General features: G+C 62.2%; 8 protein-coding genes and 1 pseudogene. 6 read left to right on the top strand and 3 right to left on the bottom strand.

What is annotated here, in order from left to right:
• The first annotated feature begins 38 nt into the window (after window positions 1–38).
• The 6 genes from J7I85_RS21335 to J7I85_RS25280 all read left to right on the top strand — a co-directional run bounded on the left by J7I85_RS21335 (window position 39) and on the right by J7I85_RS25280 (window position 9,940).
• Entirely contained in the window at window positions 39–1,610 is a 1,572-nt protein-coding gene (locus J7I85_RS21335) for an aspartate kinase (RefSeq protein ID WP_251024671.1), read from the top strand.
• A gap of 60 nt (window positions 1,611–1,670) precedes the next feature.
• Complete coding sequence (locus J7I85_RS21330; protein WP_214856968.1) at window positions 1,671–5,921, top strand: Pls/PosA family non-ribosomal peptide synthetase; 4,251 nt, start codon at window positions 1,671–1,673, stop codon at window positions 5,919–5,921.
• Window positions 5,922–6,017: 96 nt separating this feature from the next.
• Window positions 6,018–7,148 (top strand): aspartate-semialdehyde dehydrogenase, encoded by a 1,131-nt coding sequence (asd, locus tag J7I85_RS21325; RefSeq protein ID WP_214856967.1) that lies wholly within the window; start codon window positions 6,018–6,020, stop codon window positions 7,146–7,148.
• A 26-nt stretch (window positions 7,149–7,174) separates the two neighbouring features.
• The gene (locus J7I85_RS21320) at window positions 7,175–7,816 is read left to right on the top strand and encodes a hypothetical protein (protein WP_214856966.1); all 642 of its coding nucleotides are present in this window, start codon (window positions 7,175–7,177) and stop codon (window positions 7,814–7,816) included.
• Window positions 7,817–7,920: 104 nt separating this feature from the next.
• Entirely contained in the window at window positions 7,921–8,952 is a 1,032-nt protein-coding gene (locus J7I85_RS21315; RefSeq protein ID WP_214856965.1) for a PfkB family carbohydrate kinase, read from the top strand.
• 304 nt (window positions 8,953–9,256) lie between these two features.
• Window positions 9,257–9,940: a lysyl oxidase family protein gene (locus J7I85_RS25280; protein WP_214856964.1), complete on the top strand. Its 684-nt coding sequence runs from the start codon at window positions 9,257–9,259 to the stop codon at window positions 9,938–9,940.
• A 309-nt stretch (window positions 9,941–10,249) separates the two neighbouring features.
• Here the strand turns inward: J7I85_RS25280 and J7I85_RS21305 are convergent.
• From J7I85_RS21305 to J7I85_RS21295, 3 genes and pseudogenes are all read right to left on the bottom strand, one after another.
• Window positions 10,250–10,804, bottom strand: a pseudogene (locus J7I85_RS21305) (transposase); the annotation flags it as partial.
• Window positions 10,805–10,947: 143 nt separating this feature from the next.
• Window positions 10,948–11,178 (bottom strand): hypothetical protein, encoded by a 231-nt coding sequence (locus J7I85_RS21300; protein WP_214856963.1) that lies wholly within the window; start codon window positions 11,176–11,178, stop codon window positions 10,948–10,950.
• Window positions 11,179–11,578: 400 nt separating this feature from the next.
• On the bottom strand, window positions 11,579–13,112 hold a 1,534-nt coding region (locus J7I85_RS21295), incomplete at its 5' end, for an Ig-like domain-containing protein (RefSeq protein ID WP_214856962.1).

The following is a 13,112-nucleotide window of genomic DNA, read 5'->3' as shown; positions in this document are numbered from 1 at the left end:
CACCGCATAGAGGAACTCAAGGACTGTGGGATAGGCAAATGAGCATGCAATTCGATTCTGCGGCAGAGGGCAACTTCTTTGGGGCTGAACAGTCGGCAGAGACAGTAAGCCAGGGAACGCCGACGGCCGGGAGCAGCGCGTACGGTCGTTACCCGCCCAAGACCCCGCCGTGGATTGGATGGAGCCAACAGCTGCGCCAAGAGGTCGATCCGACCGCATCCGGGGGAGCGCTCATCGTACAGAAATTCGGAGGATCATCGGTGGCAGACGCTGCCGGGATCCGCCGCGCTGCCCGACGGATAGCCCAAACGCGTGAAGCGGGCCACCGGGTCGTGGCGGTGGTCTCGGCCATGGGTGACACCACCGATCACCTGTGCGATCTTGCCGCCGACGTTTCCCGGCAGCCGCACCCAGGAACGTTGGACGCCCTGCTGAGCATGGGCGAACTCGTCTCATCATCCCTGCTGGCCATTGCCCTGATCGATGCCGGCCACGCCGCGCGCGCATTCACAGGAAGCCAGGCCGGGCTGATAACAGACAGCGTGCACGGCAGGGCGCGCATCATCGATGTTAGGCCGGGGCGAATCCGCAACTGCCTGGACCATGACGGGATCCCTATCGTCGCCGGATTCCAGGGCCGGACGCAAAAAGGCAGGAGAGTGACCACGCTGGGGCGGGGCGGTTCTGATCTGACCGCTGTAGCACTCGCCGCGGCCCTGGGAGCAGGTGTTTGCGAGATCTACACGGACGTAGACGGCGTCTACACAGCTGACCCCCGCGTTGTTCCTACAGCACGGAAAATTGCAGCCTTGTCCAGCGAAGAAATGCTCGAACTCGCTGCTTGTGGTAGCAAGGTCATGCACCTGCGCAGCGTGGAGTACGCACGACGGTTCGGTCTTCCCATCCATGTCAGATCTTCATTCACAGACGACCCCGGAACACTGATCCTGCCTGGCCTCGACCGGCGGCCCTTTAGCAGACCAGCGCCAGAGCATGCCGTGATCACAGAAGTGGCAGGCGCCCAGTCCATCTCGGAAATCGTGGTCACCGGGCTTCCCGATGATCCTGGCAGAACGTCTTTGCTATTCGAATCGCTATGGCAGTCAGGGATACACGTACAGTCAATTGCTCAAGATACACGCTGCCCCGGTGCCCGAACCGACGTCGCCTTCTCGCTCCCTGCTGATCAGCTCACGCGCGCCCTGGCCGTATTGCGGACCCGCCAGAAGGCCTTGGACTTCGAGGATCTGCTGCACAGGACACACGCAGGCAAGGTCGAGCTCACCGGCCTCGGCATGAGGTCGTCTCCCCAAGTCCTCGCGACCTTCTTCAGCACTCTGTCAAAGGCCAAGGCTGACCTCGACCTCATCGAAATATCGGAAACGACCCTTGCGGCAACTACCGGAGCCGCCCACCTCAGGGACGCCATACAGGCTCTTGGATCAGCATTCGGCCTTACCCCACGCATCAGGGAACCGCAGAACCAGCCCGCCAAAAGCCGTGCCGCTGCCAGCCCTGGGCGGGGGACGCGAAGAATGCTGGACGACCCTCATGCCCCGGAACCCGCCACCGCCGGACACCGCCTTGCGCCGATGCGCCGGTCGAACTGACGACGAACACTCGCAGCAGGCTGCGTGGGGACCATCGTCGCTTACCAAGGAATCAGCATAATGACAGAGAACGTGAAGGCCCGCAAGGGTGATATCCGGCCCGCTGAACTGCGTGGTGTCCTGACCACGGGGTTGGACGGGGCGGGACCGATCCTGACTTCGGCTTTCCCTGACCACGTGGTCCGGTGGAGGGAAGGCGAAAGGCTGAATCAGCTCTTCGAGGACCGCTGCGACACCCTTGCTGCACAGGGACGGGCCGATCACCTGGCGGTGGATGCCGAGGACACAACCCTCACGTACCTGGAGCTGGATCAGCAGGCGAACCAGCTGGCACGCCATCTGCTCGTCTCCGGAGCACGCCCCGGGGACCGAATCGCGCTGCTCTTCGACCAACCCAGCCGTGCCTACATCGCAATGCTCGCGGTGCTAAAAATCCGGGCAGCCTATGTCCCCCTCGATCCCGGATTCCCTCCCGACCGGCTGAAGTTCATCATCGAAGACGCCGATGCCACCATGGTCCTCTCCTTATCGCATCTGAAGGACCTGCTGCCTGAAGTGGCCGCGCTGACCATCTGCCTGGACCATGCGCAGGCGCATATCGAGGCGGAGAACCCCACCCGCCTCGAGCTACCGCCGGCACGCGGCAGCACGGACGAACTCGCCTACATCATCTACACATCAGGCTCTACCGGCCGACCCAAAGGCGTCGCCATTGAGCACGCAAGCATCTGCAATTTCGTCCGCGTCGCCTCCGCCCTGTATGGCATCGAGTCCACCGACCGCGTCTATCAGGGCATGACCATAGCCTTTGATTTCTCGGTTGAAGAAATTTGGGTGTCCTGGCTCGCGGGGGCGACGCTGGTACCCAAACCCGCCGGTTCTACTCTCCTGGGAACTGAACTGAGCGAGTACCTGGTAGGGAAACGGATCAGCGCCCTGTGCTGCGTGCCGACTCTTCTGGCTACCATCGACGAGGATCTTCCCGAGCTTCGCTTCCTGCTCGTCTCCGGGGAGGCCTGCCCCCGGGACCTGGTGACACGATGGCACACACCCGACCGCCGCTTCCTGAATGTCTACGGGCCGACCGAGGCCACAGTCACTGCCACGTGGGCCCTGTTGGACCCTGACAAGCCCATTTCCCTGGGCGTGCCCCTGCCCACCTACTCCGCTGTCATCCTTGACCCCAACGGCAGCCACGCACTGCCCCTGGGGGAAGCAGGTGAAATCGGGCTCGCCGGCGTCGGCCTGGCAAGGGGATACGTTAACCGCCCGGACCTGACCGCCCGGGCCTTCATACCCGACTTCCTCAAAATCCGCCATAACCCCTCAGGGAGAATCTACCGCACCGGGGATCTGGGCCGGATCAACAAGGAAGGGGAAATCGAATACCTCGGCCGAATCGACACCCAAGTCAAAATCCGCGGCTACCGCATCGAGCTGGCTGAAATCGAATCATTCCTTTTGCAGTTCCCCGGAATCGCGCAGGCAGTCGTGGGTACCTTCGAGCCCCAACCGGGACAGCTAGAACTGGCCGCGTACTACACGCTCCGCCATGACGCTGAAAACGTGGACACCCCCGACATTTACCAGATGCTTCGCACGCGGCTCCCCGGCTACATGGTGCCCGCCTACTATGAGCAGCTCACCACCATCCCCATGATGCCCAGCGGCAAAGCCGACCGGAAACAACTACCGCGCCCGTTGGAACGGGTAAGCTTGGCAGGCACCGGAGCCTACACCGCCCCAGCAACCCCGGCAGAAACCTCTCTGGCGGAGCAACTCGGTGTGATCCTGGGGCTTGACCGCGTCTCGACCGACGCGCACTTCTTCAATGACCTTGGCGCCAATTCTCTCCTGATGGCACATTTTTGCGCCCGCATCAGACGAGAGACCGACCTGACGCCACCGGCCATGCAGGACATCTATCAGAACCCCACGGTCCGTCAATTGGCTGCGGTGCTGACAGAAGTGCAACCCGCATTAGCTACGGGACCGACAGGGTACGGGACCGATCTGATCACGGACGCAGCTGTTCCGCTTCCCACGACCTTCAAATACGTAGTGTGCGGCGCCATCCAGCTGTGGATTTTCCTGGGCTACACAATGTACGCCGCCTGGCTGCTGGTCTTTGGTTTCAAATGGGTGTCAGGAGGGCGCGACCTCGTTGACATGTGGCTGCGTTCCGTCGGCTTCGGCGCGCTCATGTTCCTGTTGCTGTCCATGACCCCGATCATCCTGAAGTGGATCCTGGTCGGCCGCTGGAGGCCAAGGCAAATCCGGATCTGGAGCCTGGATTATGTCCGGTTCTGGACGGTAAAGACACTGACGCGGGCGAATCCCCTCGTGCTGTTCGCCGGTTCACCGCTATACGTGCTGTACCTGCGGCTCCTCGGGGCAAAGATTGGCAAGGGGGTGGTGATTTTCTCCAAGACCCTGCCCGCGTGCCCGGACCTGCTCACCGTTGGCGACAACACCGTCATCCACAAAGGCTCCTACTTCCTCTGCTACCGGGCCCGCCCGGGCATTATCGAGACTGGTCCGGTGACACTGGGGAGAAACGTCCTTGTGTCGGAGGAAACCACTCTCGACATCGGAACTTCAATGGGGAACGACACGCAACTCGGACACGCCTCCTCACTGCAGACATCCCAGGCTGTACCCGATGGACAGGTCTGGCACGGCTCCCCGGCAGTACTCACCAGCACCAACTATCGGCGGGTCCCCGCCGTGAGCTGCACTACGCGCAGGAGAGTCATTTTCAGCATTCTTCAGCTGGTCAACCGGCTTGTCCTGGTCCTTCCCGTCGGTATCCTTGGACTCGCCGCGCTGCTGCCTTCATACTTGGACACCGGGCACCTGCAGCTGAACGACACAAATTTCTTTCTCCACGTTATGGCCGCAACTCTGACCCTGTTCATAGTCGGGTTGATCACCGGGCTGCTCTTTGTCCTCAGCGTTCCGCGTCTGCTCAATCACTTCATCGAAACCGACAGGGTCTATCCGCTCTACGGAGTGCATTTTGCCATCCAGCGACTCATTGCCCGAATCTCCAACGCCGGCGTGTATAAAGAACTCTTTGGCGACAGCTCCTACATCGTGCACTACCTGCGTGCGCTGGGCTACGACCTGTGCAAGGTGGAGCAGACCGGATCAAACTTCGGCCCCGCTTTTAGCCACGAATCCCCCTTCCTGAGCATTGTGGGAACAGGAACAATGGTTTCAGATGGTCTGAACATGATGAACGCCGACTTCTCCAGCACTTCATTCCGCCTGTCACGGGTACGGATCGCCGGCCGCAACTTCCTCGGAAATAACCTCACCTTTCCTATCGGAGCCCGCGTCGGTGAGAACTGCCTCCTCGCCACCAAAGTGATGATCCCGATCGACGGCCCGACCCGGACGGACGTGGGTCTGCTCGGTTCACCCCCGTTCGAGATTCCCCGCTCTGTCCAGCGGGATGCACGGTTCGATGAGCTCAAGATCGAGGAGGCGAAGAACCGGCTCCTCCAGGCAAAGAACCGGCACAACATCGTGACCATGATGCTGTTCCTGGCAGCGAACTGGTTCCTGTTCTTTGCCGCGACGCTTTGGGGCGCCGTTACCGTCACGACCTACAGCTTCCTTGGGGTATTGGCGATCTCCCTGTCGATGCTCGCTTTCCTGCTGTTCCGCATACTGTTTAGCGTGCTGGTGGAGCATGCAGTCCTGGGCTTCCGCCCTCTGAAGCCGCAATACTGTTCCATCTACGACTCCTATTACTGGCATCACGAGCGGTTCTGGAAGCTGATGACCGGAGCGCCCTTTAACGGCACTCCTTTCAAACCCGTGGTCTGGAGAATGCTGGGCGTCAAAGTCGGCAAGCGGCTCTATGACGCCGGGCTCGGCATACCGGAGAAGACACTCGTGACCATCGGCGATGACTGCGCCTTCAACGAAGGAACCCTTATCCAAGGCCATTCTCTGGAAGACGGAACCTTTAAGTCCGGGTACATCGTTGTGGGCAACCGCTGCTCCCTTGGTGTCTCAGCCTTCGTCCACTACGGGGTGACGATGCACAATGGGTCAACAGTCGGCGCCGATGCCTTTCTCATGAAAGGCGCAGACGTACCGGAAACGACAGTATTCACCGGCAACCCGGCACGCGCGGCGTCTCATCGGGAACGTCAGACCTCGAATCCCGCCGCCGTTTCGTGGGGCCCCCGACACAGGGCACCCGAGTACGTGCGGATCCGGACCGTGAAATCCGCTTCGCACGGACTCCACAGGGATCCGGCGCGGGCGCACCGACAACGCAAAACGCCGTCGATGTGACTGCGACCGATTGCGGATAGCACCCCCACTGTTCCTTTACCTGTTCCTTCACCGCCGAAAACCACCCGGCGCCGCGAGAAAGTTAAGGCAGTCCCAATGACTACAGCGGTTACACCCTCCGTCGGCCTGGTCGGATGGCGCGGCATGGTCGGCTCTGTCCTGATGCAGCGCATGCAGGACGAGGGCGACTTCGCCAACATCAACCCGGTGTTCTTCTCCACCTCCAACGCGGGAGGTGCCGCCCCCTCCTTCGCAGAAGGGGCAGGCAAGCTCGAGGACGCTTTCGACGTAGAGACGCTGGCCAAGCTGCCGATTATCGTCACCGCCCAGGGCGGCGACTACACCAAGCAGGTCCACGGCGAACTCCGCAGCCGCGGCTGGGACGGCCTCTGGATTGACGCGGCCTCCACGCTGCGCATGAACGAGGACTCGATCATCGTGCTGGATCCCATCAACCGCGACGTCATCGACAAGGGCATCGCCAACGGGACCAAGGACTTCATCGGCGGCAACTGCACGGTGTCCTGCATGCTGATGGGCCTGGGCGGCCTCTTCAGGAACAGCCTTGTGGAGTGGGGCACGTCCATGACCTACCAGGCGGCGTCCGGCGGCGGCGCGCGACACATGCGCGAGCTGCTGAGCCAGTTCGGCACGCTGAACGCAGAGGTCAGCACGGAACTGGACGACCCGGCGTCGGCCATCCTGGACATCGACCGCAAGGTCCTCGCCCACCAGCGCACCGCCATCGACGCCACCCAGTTCGGCGTGCCACTGGCAGGGTCCCTGATCCCCTGGATCGACGCGGACCTTGGCAACGGCCAGTCCAAGGAAGAGTGGAAGGCCGGCGTCGAGACCAACAAGATCCTTGGCACCTCCGACGAGGACCACGTGATCATGGACGGCCTCTGCGTGCGGATTGGCGCCATGCGGTCGCACTCGCAGGCGCTCACCCTCAAGCTTCGCGAAGACCTGTCCGTTGCCGAAATCGAGAAGCTGCTCGATGAAGACAACGAGTGGGCGAAGGTGGTGCCCAACACCAAGGAAGCCTCAATGGCCGACCTGACCCCCGTGGCAGTCTCGGGCACCCTGGACATCCCGGTTGGCCGCATCCGGAAGATGGAGATGGGTCCGCAGTACATCAGCGCCTTCACCGTAGGCGACCAGCTGCTGTGGGGAGCGGCCGAGCCTCTCCGGCGCATGCTGAACATCGCGGCCGGCACACTTTAGCCACCCGTTTCAGAATAATCGGTCAGATGAACGAAGCAATGACGGAGACCGGACAGCACGCGGAACGGGGGCCTGACCTGAACGGCCACCTCACAGTCACCGTCTACATCCCTGCCCATGAACCGGACGCGATCTATGTCCAAGCCGCTGGGACATGGCTCCGGTACGAAAAGTACGGCCCCTGTCCAGAGACCGACGCCAACGAGTGGTTCAACCGCGCTCAAGACAGAAATGGCCCGGAACCGGTCCCGGAGCCCCTCAGCCTTCACTGGGCCGGGCATAGATCCGGCAGCTCCCAGGAACTCATCCGGAAACGCAGACCCCGCGTCTACTGCGACCCGCAAAAACACCCGGACCTGTTTGTCACACAAAACGACGGCCCGCCCACAGCGCCCTTGCCCGCCCTGGAGCTAACCGCCCACCCGGGAGACCCCGAACCCTGGGTCGATCCGAACAACGGAACCAGGTTCACCTGTGAACAGGCTAGGACGGCCACGGCGATCCTGAGGTACGCGCCGCGGAAGGACCATCCATCAAGCAGGGGCGGGGAAAACCGGGAGTGCCCCGGACTCGAACGGATAGACACCGTCTGCCACACACCCACAACAACAAGGCAACCGCCTGCCCGCACGCAGGGAGCACATGAGATGGTCAGCTCTTCCCGCTGAGCAAAACGATCTGCGCAGCTCTACTGCTGATACACCACTGCTCATAGGCGTCACACCCTAATGAACCAGGCACAGCGCCCATAAAGGCCAAAAGAAGGAACCTCATGCCGGATATTGAAGCTCTGAAGGCAGACCTGACTGTTGTCGGTGAATCCTTCGTAGACATAATCACCAGCCACAACGACCCCCTTCCGCTCGTGCGTCCCGCGGGAAGCCCCATCAACCTCGCAGTAGGAGCCGCCCGGCTTGGACTGGCAGTTACGCTGGTGACGCACTACGCCAACGACTGGAACGGACACCTCATCGAGAAACATTTAAAGTCAAACAGTGTCATCGGGATCAACTGCGGAATAGGACCAACCTCCACCCTCATGACCGCTCTGGACGCCGAGGGCAACGCTGAATATTCCGCGTCCATCGGTTGGGATATCCACGGCGCGTCACTGCCGGCCCAAGCAGCGGTCGAAGAATCAACGCACATTCATACCGGATCCCTCGCCGCAGTCCTCCCGCCAGGAAACAACGCCACGTTCGCACTTGTTCAGGCAGCCCGAGAGCATGCCACCATCAGCTATGATCCCAACTTCCGACCCTCGTTCACTCCGGACGCCACAACAATCCGCCGGCAGGTCGAACTCTTCGTCACCGCCAGCGACATCGTCAGGGTCCGAGAAGAGGATCTCAGCTGGCTCTACCCCGACAGCATCCCGCTAAAGAGCCTGCAAAGCTGGTTGCATCACGGACCAGCGCTGGTCGTTCTCACCAGGGGCGCCGACGGCCCGGTAATCCTCTCGCGTAAGGGATGCGCCGCGATGCCCGGTGAATCCCTGGCTGTCCCATACCCTTCCGGCGCTGGCGAATCTTTCATGGCTGCCCTCATTTCCGGCCTTGCCCAACTCAAAGCACTCGGGGCGAGATCCAGGACAAGGTTGTACTCACTTGGGCTGCGCGACCTACACGCCCTCGCCGCGTACGCGAATCACGCCGCCGCCATAACCTGCTCCCGTCCCGGGGCAGAGCCTCCCGACATCCTTGAACTTGGTCCTCTAAGCGTGTCCCGGCATGATGAGGAGAAACCTGGTGAAGGGATTAAATTTCAACGTGAAAAACGGGTGATTGAACTTTTTGGCTACTAGCTTCTCTTGTAAGCAGACGGTTGAGAAAACCCATGTCCCTATTTTGATTGTTCCTCAGTGGCGTCGTCCTCCTATTTACGGCGCAGGGTGGTGGGAGTATGCTCTCAGAACCAGTAGCGTCAGTCGGCCGGGGGACCAAGCGTGACATTAGTGCTATTTGGAGGTTGGAATGTCTTTTTCCAGCCGCGGGCGCTGTTTCTTCGCCGCGGCAATGATGGTAGCAATGAGCTCGTGCACGGCCCCCGCCGGCTCGGAGGCGGCGCGGCCCTCCGCGTCCGTTCCGACGGCACAGGGTTCAGCTTCCGTGCAGCAGGAGTCCCCTGCGGCAAATGGTGACCTGCTCCCTGATTTGGTCATGTTGCCGCTGGAGTCGTTTCATGTGGCCTATGAGGGGGACCAGAAGGTTCTCCGGTTCACAACTAACGTGCTCAACGGCGGCAATGCCCCGCTGGACGTGACCGGGTCCCGGGCCGGCGTCGGGGACCTTGACCTCACCGTCTCGCAAAGCATCCTTAAATCTGATGGCAGCGCCCGAACGGTCAAGACAAAAGCCATCATGCGGTATGAAATGGTTGACGGACACGACCACTTTCACGTCCAGGATTTTGAGCGCTACCAGATACGGCCTGAAAACGGCACAACGTGGACAGGATCCCGCAAAGAAGGTTTTTGCCTGCGGGACGACGGAAACCTCCAAGGCAAACCCAGCAGATACGACGACGCAGACTTCGACTGCGGTACGGACGAGAAAGACACGGCGCTGACGGTAAGGCAGGGGCTTTCTGAGGGATGGGTGGACGTCTACGACTGGTATCTTGAAGGCCAGTACATTGAGCTCAAAGACCTTGAACTGCCAGGTAACTTTTGCGTACAGGCAGAGGCCGACCCTGGCCACTTTCTGACAGAATCAACCCGGGAAAACAACGTGACGTCTGCTTTGCTTCGCATTTCAGACTCGGACGTGTCCGTCATTCGACAGGGCTGCTGAAAACCGCGGCCTAAAGTGTCCGCACCCTTAATCAGGCTGCGGCCACGCTCAAGGACAGGTTCATGGGCCGCAACGTCAGACGGCCGGCAGCGCATCATGTGCCGACAGGTGCCGCCGTTGTCACCTAGCCCCGATTTTTCGTCGGTTGTCTGAGCCGTCGCCCGGGGCCTGATTTTCGCTGGCGGTTTGGTCTGGTGGGTCGAGGGCGTGCTGGATCACTCATTGGGCCGCCCGGGGCGGGCGCCGGTTCCACGGCCGGTGTGATGCTGCATGGTTCTGTTCGTCGAGTCAGTTTCTGGTGGCTGGTTCTCAGGTGGGGACGGGCAGTGGGGCCCGCAGGTGTGTGACGGCGTCCAGGACCAGAGCGATGAGTGCCCGCTCGGGTGCTTTTTCGGGAAGCAGCAGGTGCTTGCGTCTGGCGCGGGTGATGATTTTCCCGGCGGTCGCGAAGAGCCGGTAGCGCCAGGCTTTGATGTCCCAATTCTTGGCGTGGTGCCCGTCCGGGAGTGCTGTGAGCTGCAGCCAGGAGACGAGGTTGCTGGCCAGGACGGCGATGTTGGCCCAGGCCTGGTTCGCTGCGAAGTCGAAGAACGGCAGTTTGCCCAAGCCGGTGTTTTTCAGGGTTTTGATGCGGCTCTCGCACCGGCCGCGGGCCCGGTGACGGGCGTCCAGGAACGGGCCGTGCCAGCGCGGTGAGTTGGTCAGGAACGCGGTGATCCGGTGCCCGCCCAGATCCAGCAGGGTTGGTTGCGCGCCGGGGTGCAGGGGCTCAGCGCGCAGATAGATGTTCGTCCCGGGCGGGTAGTCCGTCAACGGGATGATGTCGGTGGGGTTGATGACCCACGCGTCGGTGCGTTCGTTGCCGTGCTTACTGGGGCAACTGGGGGAATTAACCCGCGGTCCTGGTGCACTACGTATGCGCCCTTATCCGAGTATGGTCTTACCCGTACGGAGAGCAGTGCAGATTGAGCTGGGATGCAATTATGGAGGCGTGAGAAAAAGCTTGCCTACCGTGGGCCGCTAAAGCGCTCGGGCACCGAGTCATTCAGTGAGAAGGGGCCCCACGCGTCGCCCTCCGGCAGGGTCTCGTCGATTCCGTGCCACCGATGCCATGCCGCTTGGCGCGTTACCCCGAGAGAGGTGGCGATCTCTGCCCAGGAAAGGCCCGCCTTCCGTGCGTACTTCACGGTCTCGAGTTCAGTGTGGTCGCAGGTCTGGCGGACCTGCTGTATCGCCATCAGGGTGGCGACTACCTCCGCCTTCCAACTCTGCGGGCTCGACATAGACGCACCCGTCGATCGAGGCCCCTTCATTGCCCTATGGACGGTGGGCCCGCCGCTGTATGTCGCCATAACGTCAGCGTGCCCGTGCGAAGCCGCTCTGTCAAGGCACATTGACAACGAAGCTGCGCCCGTCGGAGCCGTCAGACCCTGCGTATTGCTGGCATGGATTGGAAGATTCAGCGCAGGCCCGTGTGGAGCGTCCGGTGGTGGTTTTCTGTCGGTGAGAGAGACGGTGCCAATGATCAGCGTGCCGTGCTTGGCGGCGTGCGGGCAAGGGGGCTGGGCCACGACGGGGTCCGGCCCGGTACCCTGGGGCTGGCGCGGGGCCGGACTTCCTCTCAGTTTTCTTCCGGCTCTAGGGGCCTGTGGTGAAGCTCCACGAGGTTCCAATGAGTGGGTTGCCCGCGGCGTCCCGGATGCCGGTGGACAGCACCGTGGTGTACTTTGTGCGTCCGGCCAGGGTCGCGGTCGGGTTCAGCGTTGCGACCCGGGTGGTTGCGTTGTAGCTGACTGCTGCGCCGACGAGTGCCCCGGTCGCCGCGTTCCTGAGAGCGAAGGTTCCGCCGGTGACGCCGCTGACGGCCTCACTGATGGTCGCCGTGAGATTGGAGACCCGGCTGACACCGGCGGCGTACACCCCTGGCGTCCTGGCTGTTACAACCGGTCGCGGGCCCGTTGTGAACGCCCAGGATGCCGGAACGAGGGGGTTGCCGGCCAGGTCCTTTATCCCTGATGCGAGGGCCGCGGTGTGCCGCTTGTCCGCGGCGAGCGTCGCTGTGGGGTTCATCGTGGCAACCCTCGTCGCGGCGTTCCAGCTGACCGCACCCGCAACTGCGGCTCCAAGATTGTTTTTCAGTGTGAAGGATGCGCTGCTCAGCCCGGAGATGGCCTCGTTGAAGCTGGCCGTGACGTTTCCGGTCTGGCTGATTCCCATTGCGTTAGGTGCCGGCGCTTTTCCCGTAAGCACGGGTCCGACCGTGTCGATCGTGACGGTGAGGGCGCCGGCGGACATGGTTTCCGTCCCCCCGGCTGTGAACTCGCTGGCGGTGATCGAGTGCCGGCCGGCGGTCAGCGCCGCCGTCGGGGTCAGCGAGTAGCTCCCGTTCGCGGCGACCGTCGCCGTGCCTTTGGACACCCCGTCCACGTAGAGGTCAACGGTCGTGGCATCCGGCAGTGCAACGGCTCCGGTGAACGTGGGGGTAGTGATTCGTGTGATGTTGTCCGTGGACGAGACACCTGTGTCCGCCGCGGCTGTCATATCCGGAGTGGACGGTCCCTTAGCGAAAGGCGCGGTGCAGGGCGCGGCGGGGCCGCCGATCTGTCCGAACTCGAAGATGGTGCCTTCGGCTGAGGTTCCGGGATTCACTCCCAGCCACAGGCCCCGGCTTTCGGCATTGGCAGGTGATGTGGCCCTGTCGGCGTCAGAGATCCCGTCAACCGGACTGACACCGCCCAGGTTGGGCCACGTGGCAGTCCAGGTAGTCAGCCCCGGGCCGTCGTAGGTAAGGGTGCCGCCGTCCTTGGCCGCGCCCCCGGCGCGGATCGTCCGCCGCCCGTTCAGGGCAAATGCCTGCTTGTTGGCAACGACACGGACCTCCAGCTGATCGATGGGAATCTGGCCGCCGCCGGCCGCGACCGCGGTTCCCTTCATGACCACCGTGGAGGAATTGATTTTCGTGGCCGGCTGGGTGACCGTGACATTTGAGGCCGTCGTCTGGTCCACGACACCCGGGGTTAGAACCTGAACCACGTCTCCGGGGCGGATGTCGGGCGTGACGCCTTGCCAGCACCCACCGCCTGGATGGTTGACTTCCACCATCCCGTCAAAACCGGGAGTGGCCGGGTCATCCTGCGGGACGAGGTTCGCGGCGGTGCCGACTACGGCACCG

This window comes from Arthrobacter sp. ISL-65 (assembly GCF_018613795.1).
Classification (GTDB): domain Bacteria; phylum Actinomycetota; class Actinomycetes; order Actinomycetales; family Micrococcaceae; genus Arthrobacter.
Note: the sequence above shows the minus strand (reverse complement) of the source record. Positions and strands in the feature narration are given on the sequence as shown.

Coding starts and splice junctions, on each gene's coding strand:
- J7I85_RS21315 (WP_214856965.1), top strand. CDS start 7,921: ATGCCGGATATTGAAGCTCTGAAGGCAGACCTGACTGTTGTCGGTGAA.
- J7I85_RS21300 (WP_214856963.1), bottom strand. CDS start 11,178: ATGGCGATACAGCAGGTCCGCCAGACCTGCGACCACACTGAACTCGAG.
- J7I85_RS21335 (WP_251024671.1), top strand. CDS start 39: ATGAGCATGCAATTCGATTCTGCGGCAGAGGGCAACTTCTTTGGGGCT.
- asd (WP_214856967.1), top strand. CDS start 6,018: ATGACTACAGCGGTTACACCCTCCGTCGGCCTGGTCGGATGGCGCGGC.
- J7I85_RS21320 (WP_214856966.1), top strand. CDS start 7,175: ATGAACGAAGCAATGACGGAGACCGGACAGCACGCGGAACGGGGGCCT.
- J7I85_RS21330 (WP_214856968.1), top strand. CDS start 1,671: ATGACAGAGAACGTGAAGGCCCGCAAGGGTGATATCCGGCCCGCTGAA.